General features: G+C 62.8%; 16 protein-coding genes. 8 read left to right on the forward strand and 8 right to left on the reverse strand.

The window, feature by feature from the left end:
- The first annotated feature begins 37 nt into the window (after positions 1-37).
- Positions 38-1,249: a pyridoxal phosphate-dependent aminotransferase gene (locus Q9451_RS23350; RefSeq protein ID WP_012271123.1), complete on the forward strand. Its 1,212-nt coding sequence runs from the start codon at positions 38-40 to the stop codon at positions 1,247-1,249.
- 448 nt (positions 1,250-1,697) lie between these two features.
- Positions 1,698-2,585, forward strand: coding sequence for a protease HtpX (htpX, locus tag Q9451_RS23355; protein WP_012271122.1), 888 nt, complete (start codon positions 1,698-1,700; stop codon positions 2,583-2,585).
- A 54-nt stretch (positions 2,586-2,639) separates the two neighbouring features.
- Here htpX and Q9451_RS23360 read toward each other — a convergent pair whose 3' ends face one another.
- Positions 2,640-3,290: a thiopurine S-methyltransferase gene (locus Q9451_RS23360; RefSeq protein WP_012271121.1), complete on the reverse strand. Its 651-nt coding sequence runs from the start codon at positions 3,288-3,290 to the stop codon at positions 2,640-2,642.
- 101 nt (positions 3,291-3,391) lie between these two features.
- On the opposite strand from Q9451_RS23360, the gene Q9451_RS23365 reads away from it, so the two are divergent.
- The gene (locus Q9451_RS23365) at positions 3,392-4,159 is read left to right on the forward strand and encodes a class III extradiol ring-cleavage dioxygenase (protein ID WP_012271120.1); all 768 of its coding nucleotides are present in this window, start codon (positions 3,392-3,394) and stop codon (positions 4,157-4,159) included.
- Between the two features lie 85 nt (positions 4,160-4,244).
- Here Q9451_RS23365 and Q9451_RS23370 read toward each other — a convergent pair whose 3' ends face one another.
- Both Q9451_RS23370 and Q9451_RS23375 read right to left on the reverse strand, forming a co-directional pair.
- Positions 4,245-5,927, reverse strand: coding sequence for a DEAD/DEAH box helicase (locus Q9451_RS23370; protein ID WP_012271119.1), 1,683 nt, complete (start codon positions 5,925-5,927; stop codon positions 4,245-4,247).
- A 465-nt stretch (positions 5,928-6,392) separates the two neighbouring features.
- Positions 6,393-7,148, reverse strand: a complete 756-nt coding sequence (locus Q9451_RS23375) for a hypothetical protein (RefSeq protein ID WP_012271118.1) — start codon at positions 7,146-7,148, stop codon at positions 6,393-6,395.
- Between the two features lie 116 nt (positions 7,149-7,264).
- Here Q9451_RS23375 and Q9451_RS23380 point away from each other — a divergent pair, with 116 nt between their 5' ends.
- Entirely contained in the window at positions 7,265-8,611 is a 1,347-nt protein-coding gene (locus tag Q9451_RS23380) for a 3-deoxy-7-phosphoheptulonate synthase class II (protein WP_012271117.1), read from the forward strand.
- Here Q9451_RS23380 and Q9451_RS23385 read toward each other — a convergent pair.
- Entirely contained in the window at positions 8,592-9,809 is a 1,218-nt protein-coding gene (locus Q9451_RS23385; protein ID WP_012271116.1) for a crosslink repair DNA glycosylase YcaQ family protein, read from the reverse strand. The two genes, Q9451_RS23380 and Q9451_RS23385, sit on opposite strands and share 20 nt — an antisense overlap.
- Positions 9,810-9,892: 83 nt before the next feature.
- Positions 9,893-10,111 carry a DUF1127 domain-containing protein gene (locus tag Q9451_RS23390; protein ID WP_012271115.1) on the reverse strand — a complete coding sequence of 73 codons (219 nt, stop codon included), beginning with the start codon at positions 10,109-10,111 and terminating at the stop codon, positions 9,893-9,895.
- 97 nt (positions 10,112-10,208) lie between these two features.
- On the opposite strand from Q9451_RS23390, the gene Q9451_RS23395 reads away from it, so the two are divergent.
- The gene (locus tag Q9451_RS23395; protein WP_012271114.1) at positions 10,209-11,060 is read left to right on the forward strand and encodes a LysR substrate-binding domain-containing protein; all 852 of its coding nucleotides are present in this window, start codon (positions 10,209-10,211) and stop codon (positions 11,058-11,060) included.
- 31 nt (positions 11,061-11,091) lie between these two features.
- Here the strand turns inward: Q9451_RS23395 and Q9451_RS23400 are convergent, their stop codons facing one another.
- A complete protein-coding gene (locus Q9451_RS23400) occupies positions 11,092-11,841 on the reverse strand; it encodes a sulfite exporter TauE/SafE family protein (RefSeq protein ID WP_041166652.1) in 750 nt (249 codons plus the stop codon).
- Between the two features lie 113 nt (positions 11,842-11,954).
- Between Q9451_RS23400 and Q9451_RS23405 the strand changes: the two genes are divergently transcribed.
- The 3 genes from Q9451_RS23405 (at position 11,955) to Q9451_RS23415 (ending at position 13,991) form a co-directional block, all read left to right on the forward strand.
- Positions 11,955-12,908, forward strand: a complete 954-nt coding sequence (locus tag Q9451_RS23405) for a LysR family transcriptional regulator (protein ID WP_012271112.1) — start codon at positions 11,955-11,957, stop codon at positions 12,906-12,908.
- A gap of 58 nt (positions 12,909-12,966) precedes the next feature.
- On the forward strand, positions 12,967-13,422 hold the full coding sequence (locus Q9451_RS23410) for a MarR family transcriptional regulator (RefSeq protein WP_012271111.1): 456 nt from the start codon (positions 12,967-12,969) through the stop codon (positions 13,420-13,422).
- Positions 13,423-13,562: 140 nt separating this feature from the next.
- A complete protein-coding gene (locus tag Q9451_RS23415) occupies positions 13,563-13,991 on the forward strand; it encodes an organic hydroperoxide resistance protein (protein ID WP_012271110.1) in 429 nt (142 codons plus the stop codon).
- A 57-nt stretch (positions 13,992-14,048) separates the two neighbouring features.
- Here the strand turns inward: Q9451_RS23415 and efp are convergent, their stop codons facing one another.
- Together efp and earP are read right to left on the reverse strand one after the other, a co-directional pair.
- Positions 14,049-14,618, reverse strand: coding sequence for an elongation factor P (efp, locus tag Q9451_RS23420; RefSeq protein ID WP_012271109.1), 570 nt, complete (start codon positions 14,616-14,618; stop codon positions 14,049-14,051).
- Positions 14,619-14,666: 48 nt separating this feature from the next.
- Positions 14,667-15,800, reverse strand: coding sequence for an elongation factor P maturation arginine rhamnosyltransferase EarP (gene earP / locus Q9451_RS23425; RefSeq protein ID WP_345960792.1), 1,134 nt, complete (start codon positions 15,798-15,800; stop codon positions 14,667-14,669).
- Positions 15,801-15,898: the final 98 nt, after the last annotated feature.

Consider the following 15,898-nt stretch of genomic DNA (forward strand, 5'->3'; position numbering starts at 1 on the left):
GCATGGGTTGCGCGTTTTCTCATATCGGGATCCCATCATGCAGTTCAGCAAATCGAACAAGCTCGCCAATGTCTGCTACGACATTCGCGGCCCAGTGCTCAAGCACGCCAAACGTCTGGAAGAGGAAGGCCACCGCATCCTCAAGCTGAACATCGGCAACCCGGCGCCGTTTGGCTTCGAGGCGCCCGATGAAATCCTCCAGGATGTGATCCGCAACCTGCCCACCGCCCAGGGCTACAGTGACTCCAAGGGCCTGTTCAGCGCGCGCAAGGCGGTGATGCAGTACTGCCAGCAAAAGGAAATCGAAGGCGTCACCATCGAGGACATCTACCTCGGCAACGGTGTGTCCGAGCTGATCGTCATGTCGATGCAGGCGCTGCTGAACAACGGCGACGAAGTGCTGATCCCGGCCCCCGACTACCCGCTGTGGACCGCCGCCGTGAGCCTGGCGGGCGGCAAGCCGGTGCATTACCTGTGCGACGAGCAAGCCGACTGGTTCCCCGACCTTGAAGACATCAAGGCCAAGATCACCCCGAACACCAAGGCCCTGGTGATCATCAACCCGAACAACCCGACCGGCGCCGTCTACTCCAAAGAGCTGCTGCTGGGCATGCTGGAGCTGGCCCGCCAGCACAACCTGGTGGTGTTCTCCGACGAGATCTACGACAAGATCCTGTACGACGAAGCGGTGCACATCAGCACCGCCTCGCTGGCACCCGACCTGCTGTGCCTGACTTTCAACGGCCTGTCCAAGTCGTACCGAGTGGCGGGCTTCCGTTCCGGCTGGCTGATCATCTCCGGGCCGAAGCACCACGCCCAGAGCTATATCGAAGGCATCGACATGCTGGCCAACATGCGCCTGTGCGCCAACGTGCCGGCCCAGCATGCCATCCAGACCGCGTTGGGTGGCTACCAGAGCATCAACGACCTGGTATTGCCGCCAGGCCGCTTGCTAGAACAGCGCAACCGCACCTACGAGCTGCTCAACGATATCCCGGGGGTGAGCTGTGTGAAGCCGATGGGTGCGCTGTATGCATTCCCGCGCATCGACCCGAAGGTGTGCCCGATCCTCAACGACGAGAAGTTCGCCCTTGACCTGCTGCTGTCGGAAAAACTGCTGATCGTGCAAGGTACGGCGTTCAACTGGCCGTGGCCGGACCACTTCCGCGTGGTCACCTTGCCTCGGGTGGACGACCTGGAAGCGGCGATTGGCCGGATTGGCAATTTCCTGAAGGGGTATTCGCAGTAAGGTCCGACGGGATTTTTGGGGTGGCGCGCAGATCGAGCGCCGCCCGCGCGGCGCATCGCGAGCTGCGCTCGCTCCTACGTTTGTTTTTGGCCAGTAACGCCTGTGACAGGCGCGCGCGACCGCCTTGTTTGAACCACGCGATATCGCGCCATGCGCCAAGGCGTTCGCGCGCAAATCCCACAGGCATAATTGGCCCGAAACAAACGTAGGAGCGAGCGCAGCTCGCGATGCGCCGCGCGGGCGGCGCTCGATCTCACAAGCGCCACAAACCTCAAGGCATACCTCGCTTCTTACATCCTGCAACGCTCTATCCCACAGCCCCCGCGCCATCCTCTGCCATACTCCGCCGTACACAGTTTGAAATAGTCGCCCGATTGAATCGGCACGGCAGGCCCCTTATATACCCCGCAGTAAGCGACAACTCATCCGTCAGGAGAACGTAACAACCATGATGCGCATTCTGTTGTTTGTAGCCACCAACCTTGCGGTGGTGCTGGTTGCAAGCATTACCCTGAGCCTGTTCGGTTTCAACGGGTTCATGGCCGCCAACGGGGTCGACCTGAACCTCAGCAGCCTGCTGGTGTTCTGCGCCGTGTTCGGCTTTGCCGGCTCCCTCGTCTCGCTGTTCATCTCCAAGTGGATGGCGAAGATGAGCACCGGCACCCAGATCATCAGCCAACCGCGCACCCGTCACGAACAGTGGCTGCTGCAAACGGTCGAAGAGCTGTCCCGTGAGGCGGGCATCAAAATGCCCGAAGTGGGTATTTTCCCGGCCTACGAGGCCAACGCCTTCGCCACCGGCTGGAACCGCAACGACGCGCTGGTAGCCGTGTCCCAGGGCCTGCTGGAGCGCTTCTCGCCCGATGAAGTGCGTGCGGTACTGGCCCACGAAATCGGCCACGTCGCCAACGGCGACATGGTCACCCTGGCGCTGGTGCAGGGTGTGGTGAACACCTTCGTGATGTTCTTTGCACGCATCATCGGCAACTTCGTCGACAAGGTCATCTTCAAGAACGAAGAGGGCCAGGGCATTGCCTACTATGTGGCGACCATCGTTGCCGAGCTGATCCTGGGCATCCTGGCCAGCATGATCGTGATGTGGTTCTCGCGCCGCCGCGAATACCGCGCCGACGAAGCCGGTGCGCAGCTGGCCGGCACCTCGGCCATGATCGGTGCCTTGCAGCGCCTGCGCGTGGAACAAGGCCTGCCCGTGCACATGCCCGACACCATGAAGGCCTTCGGCATCAATGGCGGCCTCAAGCACGGCCTGGCCGGGCTGCTGATGAGCCACCCGCCGCTGGAAGACCGTATCGAGGCCCTGCGCCGTCGCGGTTGATCCACCTGGCAATGCAAAAAGGGCGACTTCGGTCGCCCTTTTTGCATGCGCCGGTCAGCGCTTGACCCGGTACACCCGCTCCAACAGGCTGCAAGCCCCGGCCTGCAAAAACTTCGGGCTCTCCTGAATAAGCTCCACCACCTCCAGCTCATCCATCTGCCACCCCGCAAACCCCTGCAGCACTTCTTTATCCCCTACTGAAAACGGCGGGCCGCCCAGCAGCGACTGGTCATAATCCAGGGTCACCAGCAACCCCCTGCAGCCCGCAGGCAGCCACGCCGACAGCAACCGCATGTACGCCGCGCGCATCTGCGGCGGCAATGCGATTAGCGCCGCCCGATCATAAAGGCCCACGCAGTCGGCGATATCCTCCGCCTGCAGCGTAAAGAAATCGCCACACCACAGCTCGATTTCGCCACTGCGCCAAACCTCGAAAGCCCCATGCTGCAAAACGTCGGCATCAAGCCCATGTTCACGGAAGAAGCCCTCCACCGCCTGCCGAGACAGCTCCACACCAAGCACGCGGTACCCCTGCCCAGCCAACCAGGCCAGGTCCAGGCTCTTGCCGCACAGCGGCACCAGCACACGACTGGCCGGCGCCAGCTGCAACCGTGGCCAATACTTCTGCAGGTAGGGGTTCACCTGCGCCTGATGAAAGCCAATCTGGTTATCGGCCCACCGCTTTTGCCAGAACGCTGGCTCCATGATCACTCCCGATTTTTAGATGGTTTTTCAGTAAAACTTGGTTTGGATTTCGATGTGTAGTTGATCGAAGATGATTGCATCTTAACCTTCAGGACCTCGCCATGCTGCCCAGCCTGTTCATCTCCCATGGTTCCCCCATGCTCGCCTTGCAACCCGGCGCCAGCGGGCCGGCGCTGGCCGGGCTGGCCAACGCGCTGCCACGGCCCAAAGCGGTCGTGGTGGTATCGGCGCACTGGGAAAGCCGCGAGCTGCTGGTCACTGGTAGCGCACAACCAGAAACCTGGCATGACTTCTACGGCTTCCCACCGGCCTTGTATGCGGTGCAGTACCCGGCGCCGGGCGAACCTGCCCTTGCCGGCCAGGTCAGTGCGTTGCTGAAAGCTGCGGGGCTACCCGCGCGGCTGGACACGCAGCGCCCGTTCGACCACGGCGCCTGGGTGCCCTTGTCGCTGATGTACCCCGATGCGAGCATTCCAGTGGTGCAAGTTTCACTGCCCAGCCAGATGGGCCCGGCGTTGCAGGTCAAGGTGGGGCAGGCGTTGGCGGGTTTGCGCGACGAGGGCATTTTGCTGATGGGGTCGGGCAGTATCACCCATAACCTTGGGGAACTGGACTGGCATGCCGGGCCGGACGTGATCGAGCCCTGGGCGCTGGCATTCAGGGATTGGGTGGTGGACAGACTGCTGGAAGATGACCAGACATCTTTGCTGGATTACCGCAAGCAGGCGCCCTATGCGGTGCGCAACCATCCCAGTGATGAGCATTTCCTGCCGCTGTTCTTTGCCCTCGGGGCTGGGGGCAAGTTTGGGGTGGTACACCAAGGGTTTACCCTGGGGGCGCTGGGGATGGACATTTATCGGTTCGACTGAAGAGCGCAGGGCGCGCTTTGCGCCGTAAAATCCCACAGGCAAAAAAATCCCCAGCCTAGGCCGGGGATTTTTCATTGCGCAAGGATCAATCCTCGCGGTAGCGACGCAGCTTCAGCTGCTTGCCAGCCACGCGGGTGTCCTTGAGCTTGGACAGCAGCTTCTCCAGGCCGTCTTCCGGCAGCTCGACCAGGCTGAAGCTGTCGCGTACCTGGATACGGCCAATGGCGTCACGCGCCAGGCCACCCTCGTTGAGGATCGCGCCCAACAGGTTCTTGGCAGCGATACCGTCACGGGCACCCAGGGCGGTACGGCAACGTACACGGCCTTCGGCCAGCGGCAGCGGCGCGCGGCGCTCGCGGTCACCACGGTCAGGGCGCTCGCCACGGTCAGGACGCTCGCTACGCTCGCCACGCGGGGCACCAACGCCCGGCACCAGCGGCTGCTCACGCTCTACCGCAGCCAGGTCCAGCGCCTGGCCATTGGTGGCTTTGCGCAGCAAGGCCGAAGCCAGGGCACGCGCACTGCAACCCAGGTCGCTGGTCAGGCGGTCGAACAGCTCGCCGTGGGTGGCTTCAGCTTCGGCCACCAGCGGCGCCAGGCTCGACGTCAGCTTCTTGATGCGGGCATCGAGCACGGCCTGAGCGTTCGGCAGGCGCGCTTCGGCAACCTTCTGCCCGGTTACACGCTCGATCACCTGCAGCATGCGGCGCTCACGCGGGGTGACCAGCAGCAGTGCGCGGCCATCGCGACCGGCACGGCCGGTACGGCCGATACGGTGAACGTAGGACTCCGGGTCGTACGGCATATCAACGTTGAACACGTGAGTGATGCGCGGTACGTCCAGGCCACGGGCAGCGACGTCGGTAGCGACGACGATGTCCAGGCGGCCATCCTTGAGCGAGTCGATCACGCGCTCACGCTGGTTCTGGGCGATGTCGCCGTTCAGCGCGGCAGCCTTGTAGCCCTTGGCTTCCAGCGCGGCGGCCAGGTCCAGGGTGGCTTGCTTGGTGCGCACGAAGGCGATCAGTGCGTCGAACTCTTCCACTTCCAGCAGACGCAGCACAGCCGGGATCTTCTGGTCGGCGTGGACCATCAGGTGGGCCTGCTCGATCGCGGTAACGGTCTGGGTCTTGGTCTGGATCTTGACGTGCTTGGGTTCGCGCAGGTGACGCTCGGCGATCGAACGGATCGACGACGGCAGGGTAGCGGAGAACAGGACGGTCTGACGGGTAGCCGGGATTGCGTCGAAGATCACTTCGAGGTCATCCATGAAGCCCAGCTTCAGCATCTCGTCGGCTTCGTCCAGTACCAGGTACTGTACGGTCGACAGGACTTTTTCGTCACGACGCAGGTGGTCGCACAGACGGCCCGGGGTGGCCACGACGATTTGCGCGCCATTACGGATTGCGCGCAGCTGTGGGCCCATCGGGGCACCACCGTAGACGGCGACAACGTTAACGCCCGGCATCTGCTTGGCGTAGGTTTCGAAAGCGGTAGCAACTTGCAGCGCCAACTCACGGGTTGGCGCCAGGATCAGGGCTTGCGGTTCGCGCTTGCTCACATCGATCTTGTTGAGGATCGGCAGGGCGAAGGCAGCGGTTTTGCCGGTGCCAGTCTGCGCCTGGCCGATCATGTCGTGACCGGCGAGGATGATCGGGATCGATTGTTGCTGAATGGCGGACGGCTCTTCGTAGCCGGTAGCCACAACGGCAGCAACAATGTTCGGATTAAGATCGAGAGCGGCGAAGCCGCCGGTTTCCTGGGTCATGGGTCTGCCTCTAGGTGCATCCGCAAAGACCCATGCTCCAAAGCTGCACATGCCTTGAAAGACCGTCAGGTCACCCAGGCAGCTTTGGCGGCGGGGATTTGCGAAAACGATTGAAAAAGAAAACTTGGGAAGGTCCGCCTAGCGGACGTGCAGCCGAAGCTGGACTCGGAGGATTTGCACCACCTGATTTTGAGGTCCGCTAAAAGACCGGCGCGTACTATACCCGAAATAGTGGGGGACGTGAGGAATTTTTTCAGGGTGCAGGGCCACTGTCGGGCCATCAATTACTCCTCGCTGAATCGATAATGCCCTGCCCCCCTGACGCGCTCAGTGTAGGAGCGGCCTTGCGTCGCGATAGGGCCGCAAAGCGGCCCCTGCAATGTACGCGGCGAAGCTGAGATCCTGGGGGCGCTTCGCACCCCTTTCGCGACGCAAGGCCGCTTCTACACTGGCCGCGTCAGGCATTCAAGTAGCTGGCCGAATCTCGCGAATCAACCCTTCCAGGCTATAACCCAGTCGCGGCGCCAACGCCTCGGCCCGGGCCCGCAACCCCTCCAGGTCCAGCGCCTGCTCCAGGTCCGCCGGCACCAGCAAGATCACGTTGCCCTCCTTCACCGGCAACTCCCAGTAGTGCCGGTGGTACAACCCACGCAGCAACGCCGCGCCCAGCGGCTTGCCGTCGTCGGTGGCCCACTGGTTGATCACCAGCCAACCGCCCGGGTTCAGCTGCTGCTGGCAGTTCTCCAGGAAATTCCACGCCAGGTGCCCCACCCCCGGCCCATGGTCGGTGTACAAGTCGACGAACAACAGGTCGGCTTTCTCCGCCGTGGGCAGCAACTCGATGGCATCACCGATGCGCACATACAAGCGAGGGTCGTCATCCAGCCCCATGTACTCCATGGCCAGGCGCGGCACATCTGCGCGCAACTCGATGGCCTCGATGTCGTCAAGCGGCAGAAACTTCATGCACGCCTGGGTCAGCGTGCCAGCACCCAGGCCGAGAAACAACGCGCTCTCCGGCTGCTCATGGCACAGCGCGCCCACCAGCATGGCACGGGTGTAGTCGTACTCCAGCCAGCTGGGGTCGGCCGTGAACACGCAGCTTTGCTCGATGGCATCGCCGAATTCCAGAAAGCGGTAGTCGTCCACTTCGTACACGCTGATGACGCCAAAGGCATCCTCCACCCGTGCCAGCAGCCGCTCTTGCCGTTCCGCCGTCATGCTCACCACCCACCCGCGCAAAAACGCGCATTGTCCGCCAACACCCTTGATGCAACAAGCGCAGCGCCAACTGTTACCATGGCCTGAAGCCTACAACCGACAAGACCGAGCCCGAGATGAACCAACCGTGGAGCCCTGACAGCTGGCGCGCCCTGCCGATCCAGCAGCAACCGACCTACCCCGATGCCGCGCACCTGCTGAAGGTTGAACAGACCCTGGCCAGCTACCCGCCGCTGGTGTTCGCGGGCGAGGCACGCGAGCTGCGCAGGCAGTTTGCCGAGGTGACCGAAGGCCGTGCGTTCCTGCTGCAGGGTGGCGATTGCGCCGAGAGCTTCGCCGAGTTCTCGGCGGCGAAAATCCGCGACACCTTCAAGGTGCTGCTGCAAATGGCCATTGTCATGACCTTTGCCGCTGGCTGCCCGGTGGTCAAGGTGGGGCGTATGGCCGGGCAGTTTGCCAAACCGCGCTCATCGGGCGATGAAACCATCGGCGACATCACCCTGCCCGCCTACCGAGGCGATATCGTCAATGGCATCGGCTTTGACGCCAAAAGCCGCATCCCCGACCCGGAGCGCCTGCTGCAGGCTTATCACCAGGCCACCGCCAGCCTCAACCTGCTGCGCGCTTTCGCCCAGGGCGGGTTTGCCGACCTGCACCAGGTGCACAAGTGGAACCTGGACTTCATCGCCAACTCGGCGCTGGCCGACAAGTACCACCAGCTGGCCAACCGCATCGATGAAACCCTGGCTTTCATGCGCGCCTGTGGCCTGGACAGTGCGCCGCAGCTGCGCGAAACCAGCTTCTTCACGGCCCACGAAGCATTGTTGCTGAACTATGAAGAAGCCTTCGTGCGTCAGGACAGCCTGACGGGTGACTACTACGACTGCTCGGCGCACATGTTGTGGATCGGCGACCGCACTCGCCAGCTCGACGGCGCCCATGTGGAGTTTCTGCGCGGCGTGCACAACCCGATCGGGGTCAAGGTTGGCCCAAGCATGAACCCAGAAGAGCTGATCCGCCTGATCGACACGCTCAACCCGGCCAACGACCCTGGGCGCCTGAACCTGATCGTGCGCATGGGCGCGAACAAGGTCGGCGACCACCTGCCGGGGCTGATCCGCACTGTCGAGCGCGAGGGGCGCAAGGTGTTGTGGAGCTCGGACCCGATGCACGGCAACACCATCAAGGCCAGCAGCGGCTACAAGACCCGCGATTTTGCGCAAATTCTGGATGAGGTGAAGCAGTTCTTCCAGGTGCATCAGGCCGAGGGCAGCCATGCCGGCGGCATCCATATCGAGATGACCGGGCAGAACGTCACTGAATGCATCGGCGGTGCACGGCCGATCACCGAGGACGCGTTGTCTGATCGGTACCACACCCATTGCGACCCGCGGATGAATGCCGATCAGTCGCTGGAGTTGGCGTTTTTGATTGCCGAAACGCTCAAACAGGTGCGGCGCTAAGCGCCCGGCGCAGCTGGCTGCCCTCTATGCGCGGGCAGTTCAGTTGCACCCTCTCCAGACCCAACCAGTTGGCCAGTCGCAACAAATGGCCCGCCAGCGCGTCATACCCCTCCTCGTCTAGCCCAGGTGTTTCTGCATGCACGGCGTGCACTGCCAGTTGCCCTTGGGTGCGTTCGGCACGCAGGTCTACCCGCGCGACGATCCGTTCGCGGTACAGAAACGGCAGCACGTAGTAGCCATACACCCGTTTGTGCGCCGGGGTGTAGATTTCCAGGCGGTAGCGGAAGTCGAACAAGCGCTCGGTACGGTTGCGCTCCCAGACCAGCGAATCGAACGGCGACAGTAGCGCGCTGGCTTCGATGCGCCGGGGAATGCGCGGCATACCAGCGCAATAGCCGGGTTGCTTCCACCCCTGCACCGCGACCGCTTGCAAGCGACCGTCGGCCAGCAGCTCGGCCAGCGCCGCCTTGCCCTGCGCCGGCTCCAGGCGAAAGTAGTCGCGCAGGTCACGTTCGGTGCCAACACCCAGGGCAGCGGCGGCGTGAAGCATCAAGCCCTGATGCGCCTCGGCCTCGCGGGGTAGTGTCTGGTCGAGGATCGACTTGGGCAAAACCTTTTCCGGTACATCGTAAAGCCGCTCAAAACCACGGCGGCCCGCCACAGTCACTTCGCCTGCGGCGAACAGCCACTCCAACGCGTGCTTTTCCTCGCTCCAGTCCCACCAGGGTCCGGCGCGTTCCTCGCGGGTGGACAGGCTGCCCGCGCCCAGTGCGCCCTGTTCACGAACAGCAGCCAGTACCCGGGCGATCACGTCCTGGCGCTCGCGGCCAAACTGCGCGAGCTGGCGGTAGATACCGCGACCATCGGCAGCATGGGCCATGCGCCAGCGCAGCAGCGGGTACAGGCTCAATGGCAGCAGCGAGGCTTCGTGCCCCCAGTATTCGAACAACTGGCGCTGGCGGCCCCGGCCCCAGGCAAGCTGGTCGAGGGTGGCGGGCGAATAGTCGCCCAGCCGGGAGAAAAGCGGCAGGTAGTGGGAGCGAACCAGAGCGTTGACCGAGTCGATCTGCAGCACGCCCAGGCGTTGCAGCATGCGCTTCACTGCGGGCAGGGTTGGCGGTGCTTCCGGGTGTTTGCCGAAGCCTTGGGCAGACAGTGCCAGGCGGCGGGCCTGGTTGATGGACAGCTTGAGGGACAAGCCTGGTCTCCTTGTATTGCCTGCTCTGGCCTCTTCGCGGGTAAACCCGCGAAGAGGCCGGTAAGCCCAACGACAAACTTAGCCTATTTACGCAGCGGATCATCCCAGAAATGCCGCTCGGCCTCTTGTTGGATATCCGCCCGGCTCAACCCCAGGTCATGCAAGGTTGCATCACTGAGGCGGGCCAGTTCCTGCCGCTGGCGGTACAGCTGCAGCCAGCGCGCCGGGCGCTGCAGGGCCGCATGCCACAGGTGGTTCAGGGAAAAGGCAGGTTGCTGGATGCTGCTGACATGACCTTTCATCGTGAAGCCCTCCGTGTTGGATGGCCTCAGTTTCACGCCGGGCTTAAGATCAATCCAACGAATGTTTCTGATGCGATGCATCTCGGAGATTGATGCAATGTCCCAGTACCAGAGCCTCGATGCGGACGTGCTGCGCACCTTCGTCGCCATCGCCGAGCAAGGCGGCTTCACCCGCGCCGGTGAGGTGGTCAACCGCACCCAGTCGGCGGTAAGCATGCAGATGAAACGCCTGGAAGAAGACATCCTGCAGCGCCAACTGTTCGAGCGCGATGGCCGCCAGGTAAGGCTGACCGCCGAAGGCCAGGTGCTACTGGGCTATGCCCGGCGCATCCTCAAGCTGCACGGCGAAGTGTTCAACACCCTGCGCATGCCGCACATGGTCGGGCTGGTGCGCATCGGCACACCAGACGACTACGCCATGCGTTTCCTGCCGACCATACTTTCGAGCTTTGCCCAGGCCTACCCGCTGGTGCAGGTGGAGGTGCACTGCGACTCCTCCAAGCAGCTGATGCTGCGCCAGGACCTGGACCTGACCATCGTCACCCGCGAGCCGGGCAACGAGGTTGGCCAACTGCTGCGTCAGGAACGCCTGGTGTGGGCTGCCGCCGAAGGCTTTTGCCCACAGGAACAGCGGCCGATGCCGGTGGCGCTGTTCAACACTGATTGTTTCTGCCGGGCCTGGACCTGCAATGCCCTGGAAGCCCAGGGCATTGATTACCGCATTGCCTACACAAGCCCCAGCTTGGCGGCGATCTTTGCCATAGTCACGGCCGGCTTGGCCGTGACGGCGCAGTTGCAAAGCCTGATTGGCGGAAACATTCGCATACTGGGTGAACAGGATGGGCTACCGCAGCTGCCAGTGGCCAATGTGATGCTGGTGCGCGGTACTCAGCACCCTTCGCCTATTACCGATTGCATGGCGGACTATATCGTCGAAGGGTTCAAGTAATTTGGGGCTGCTGCGAATGGGCCGCAAAATCTCAAAGCTCAAACCCCAGCATCACCGCACACACAACCAGAAACACACAGAACATCGCCCGCAATACCTTCTCCGGCAGCGCATGGGCCAACTTCACCCCCCAACTGATACTGAGCAAGCCACCCACCGCCAACGGGATCCCCACTCCCCAGTCAACGCTGTGGTGCACGCCATAGGTCACCAAAGTCACCAAGGTACTCGGCGCGGCAAGTGCTAGCGACAGCCCTTGCGCCACCACCTGGGTGGTACCGAACACACTGGTCAGGATCGGCGTGGCCACTACCGCCCCGCCCACGCCGAACAAGCCGCCCATGGTGCCGGCAAAGCTGCCCAGCACGCCCAGCCATGGCCAGGCATAACGCAGTTCGGCACTGGGCGGCGACACCTTCATGAACATCCGCGCCACGTTCCACACCGCCAGCGCCACCAGAAAGCCGACAAAGCCCAGGCGCATGGAATGCGCATCCAGCCCAACCGCCCAGATCGACCCCAGCCACGCGAACAAGAAGCTGCACGCCGACAGCGGCACGGCATGGCGCAACTCGATGCGGTTGCGCTGGTGATAACGCCACAGCGCCAGCAGCACGTTCGGCACCACCATCACCAGCGCCGTCCCCTGTGCCAGCTGCTGGTCCAGGCCAAACAGCACGCCAAGTGCCGGAATCGCAATCAACCCGCCGCCAATGCCGAACAAGCCACCCATGGTGCCCAGGGCTGCACCCAGTACGATATACAACAACCACTCGATCATCAGGGCCTCGCCCGCCAGTGCCAATAATGCCAGCATGCTAACGACTGTGCGCTGGCGGGGAAACGCACAGCAGCGCACAATGGCTGTGCGCTTTTCGCAAAAGCAAGGCAGCCATGAGCCCCGATACCCTGACCGACCAACTGAGCCTGTTCCTCGATGTGCTGGAAACCGGCAGCTTTTCTGCCGCCGCTCGTCGCCACCCGCTGACGCCTTCTGCGGTAGCCCGGCGCATCGACAACCTTGAAAGTGCCGTCGGCAGCCGCCTGTTCACTCGTAGCACCCACGCCGTGCGGGCCACTCCTGCCGGCAATGCATTTGCCGAGCGGGCCAGGCGCATCATCGAGGAACTGCGCCTGGCCCGAGCCGAAGCGGTGTCGCTGAGCAACGCCCCCGAAGGGCTGATCCGCATTGACGCCCCCGCCGCGTTCGGCCGCCGCCACCTGGCCCCGGCGATTGCCGACTTCCTGGTGGCCTACCCAGGCCTGGACGTGCAACTGCGCCTGATCGACAGCTTCGTCGACCTGCATGGCAGCCACCTGGGCGAGGTCGACCTGGTACTGCGCGCCGGCCCCTTGGCCGACACCCGCCTGGTCGCCACGCCGCTGGCCTACATGGTGCGTATCGCCTGTGCCAGCCCCGCCTACCTGGCCAGCCGCGGCATACCCACCTGCCCCAGCGAACTGCCAGGGCATGACGGGCTGGACTGGGACGGCCTGGCGCCGCCGTTTGCCTGGCGCTTCAGCGTGGCCGGGCAAACCCGCCTGTACCGCCCCGCACGCATGCGCATGGCCGCCAACAACGCCGAAACCCTGTTGTTCGGCGCCCTCGCCGGCTTAGGCATAGCCCACCTGCCCACCTGGCTCATCAGCGAATACCTGCTGCGCGGCGAGTTGATCCCGTTGTTTTGCGAGGGCGGCCTGCCGGAAGCCGAGAGCAGTGGTATTTACGCGCTACGCCTGGAACACGAAACGAACTCTCGCAGCCGTTTGCTGCTCGAATTCCTCAAGAGCCGCTTCAGCCCGATTCCACCCTGGGACCTGGCTTTACGCAGTGAACTGCGCGAGTAATGCGCGCACTAATGATCAGCGTGCCAGAATTTCCCATTGATTACCTTGAAGGACCTGCATGAACGCCGACACCCACGCATCCTGTGACGAGCTGCTGCTGGACAACCAGGTCTGCTTCGCCCTGCACTCCACCTCGTTGCTGATGACCAAGGTCTACAAACCGCTGCTGCAGGCGCTGGGCCTGACCTACCCGCAATACCTGGCCATGCTCGTGTTGTGGGAGCGTGACGGCCTGACCGTGGGCGAAATCAGCCAGCATCTGCTGACCGACCCAGGGTCGCTGACCCCGCTGCTCAAGCGCCTGGAAAGCGAAGGCCTGTTGCAGCGCAATCGCAGCCGCGAGGATGAACGGGTGGTGATGGTGCATCTGACCGACAAGGGCCGCGCCCTGCAACAGCAGGCCAAACAGGTCCCGCAGTGCATCCTCAAGGCCAGCGGGCGCAGCCTGGAGCAATTGCAGCAACTGCAGGCGGACCTGCTGGACCTGCGTGAGAGCCTGCAGAAAAACCTCTGAGGACTATGCTGTGCTGTGGCCGTTCGGATGAGCGGTGACGATTTATCTTGCGCACTAACTAATTGCGCGCTAACTTAAATCCCACACCAACCCGCGCCCTCCTGCAAACAGGAGCGCACAGCACATTAGCGAGGCTCAAGATGCAAAAGGTCACTCCGCTGTACATCGCAGAAGCTACCTCCACCGGTGGGCGCGACGGCAAATCCAAGTCCAGCGACGGCAAGCTGGTCGTCAGCCTGAGCACCCCCAAGGAACTGGGCGGCGCTGGCGGTGACGGCACCAACCCTGAACAGATGTTCGCCGCCGGATATTCGGCATGCTTCATCGGCGCCCTGAAATTCGTGGCCGGGCAAGAGAAGAAAGCCCTGCCGGCAGATGCCTCGATCACCGCCAAGGTGGGTATCGGGCAGATCCCGGGCGGTTTCGGCCTGGACATCGACCTGCACATCAACCTGCCGGGCCTGGCCCAGGCGGATGCCGAAGGGCTGGTGGAGAAAGCGCACAAGGTCTGCCCGTACTCCAATGCCACCCGCGGTAATGTGGATGTACGCCTGCATGTGACGGTGTAAGGCCCAGGCATAAAAAAACCCGGCCAAGGCCGGGTTTTTTGCGTCTCGCAAGAAGAATTACTTCTTGGAACGGCCTTTGAAGCTGTTGTCGCGAGTGTCGATGTCGATCCACTCGTCGATCTGGATGAAGTCGGCAACCTGGATCTCGGTGCCGTTCTTCAGTTTGGCAGGCTTCATGACCTTGCCCGAGGTGTCGCCGCGAGCAGCGTTCTCGGTGTAGACAACCTGACGGCTGATGGTGGTCGGCAGTTCAACCGATACCAGGCGGCCTTCGAAGAACACGGCTTCGCAGATGTCTTCCATGCCTTCTTCGATGTACGGCAGAACGGCGTCGATGTCTTCGGCGTTCAGTTCGTACATGGTGTAGTCGGTGGTGTCCATGAAGGTGTACGAGTCACCGCTGATGAACGACAGGGTCGCTTCTTTGCGATCCAGGATCACGTCGTCCAGCTTGTCGTCCGCACCGTATACGGTTTCGGTCTTGTAGCCGGTCAGCAGGTTCTTCAGCTTGGTCTTCATGATCGCGCTGTTACGGCCCGACTTGGTGAACTCAGCTTTTTGAACCAGCCACGGGTCGTTGTCGATCCGCAGGACGGTACCGGGTTTCAGTTCTTTACCAGTTTTCATTACGAAGTATCCGAATCTGGATGGATTTATAAAAATCGAGGCCGCGTATCATAGCGAACTTCGGTAAAAGTGTACTAGCGCTGTGGCAAGGTCCGGCTGAGCGGCCTGTCTCACCACCCAACGCCGGGCATGTTGCTGCAGTTCTGGCCAATGCTGGCGGGCCGCCTGCCAGGCCTGGCCCATGTCGAAATCCATGTTCCAGGCGCGCCACAGGCCAAGCAAGGCGGCATCGGCATCGCCTGACAAGCCACGGCGATAATGCGCCAGAAACGCTTCGAGCTTTTCCCAATGGGCATTCTCGTCCTGCACATAGATGTGCCACAGCATCGGCTGCCCCGCCCACTGCGCACGCACGAACGAGTCCTCACCGCGCACGGCGTTGAAGTCGCAACTCCACAACAGCCTGTCGAAGTCGTCCTGGCTGACGAAAGGCAGCACCTGTACGGTCAGCGCCCCACGCGTGCGCACATCGCCCACCTGCAGTTGCGCCTCGCCAAGCCACTGGCTGAGCCCTGCGACGATGCGCCCTTGCGGCACCAGCAGGTGACACGGTTGCGCACCTGTAGCCAGGGCATCGAGCCAGCTGGCCAACTGTGGGTTTTCGTAGGCGAACAGCGAGACCAGCAACGCCCCCGGCACAGGGTTTACGCCAAGCCCTTGCAGGAAGGTTTGGCGCGCATCGGCGGACTGCTGGAACGCGTCACGCCGCGCCAGCAGCGAGCCCTCGCGCAGCAAGCCACCGGTTCTTTCGGTAAACCCCGGGAAGAAAAACACCTTGCGCAGGCCGTTGGCCTGCGGTGAAGGCAAGCCATGGCAACCCTCCACCCAATCCTCGGCGCTAAGGTACTCAAGGTTCAGCCACAGCGGCGGCAGCGGGCGGGCACGCATGGCTTCGACATAAGCCGCCGGTAGCTGGCAGGCGAACGCGCCGATCACCACATCGGCCGGCACCACCGGCAACCACTGCGCCGGCCAGTGGCGTACATCCACACCGTGCTGCCACTGCTGCGCAGCGGTGGCATCGGCACCGGGGCACATGGGCGCGAAGGCGTTGAGGTCATCCACCCACAGGCGCACGGCCATGCCATGCTCGGCCACCAACTGCCGGGCCAGGCGCCAGGTCACGCCGATGTCGCCGTAGTTGTCGACGACGCTGCAGAAGATGTCCCAGGTGGCGTTCATGCGCCCCTCCCGTGCTGATGCAAAAACCGCGAATTCTGCGCATAAATTGTCGCCGACAAAAGCACCTGCGCGGAAAAATGCCCATGCGCATGCGACAA

Source organism: Pseudomonas sp. NY8896, from assembly GCF_039634505.1.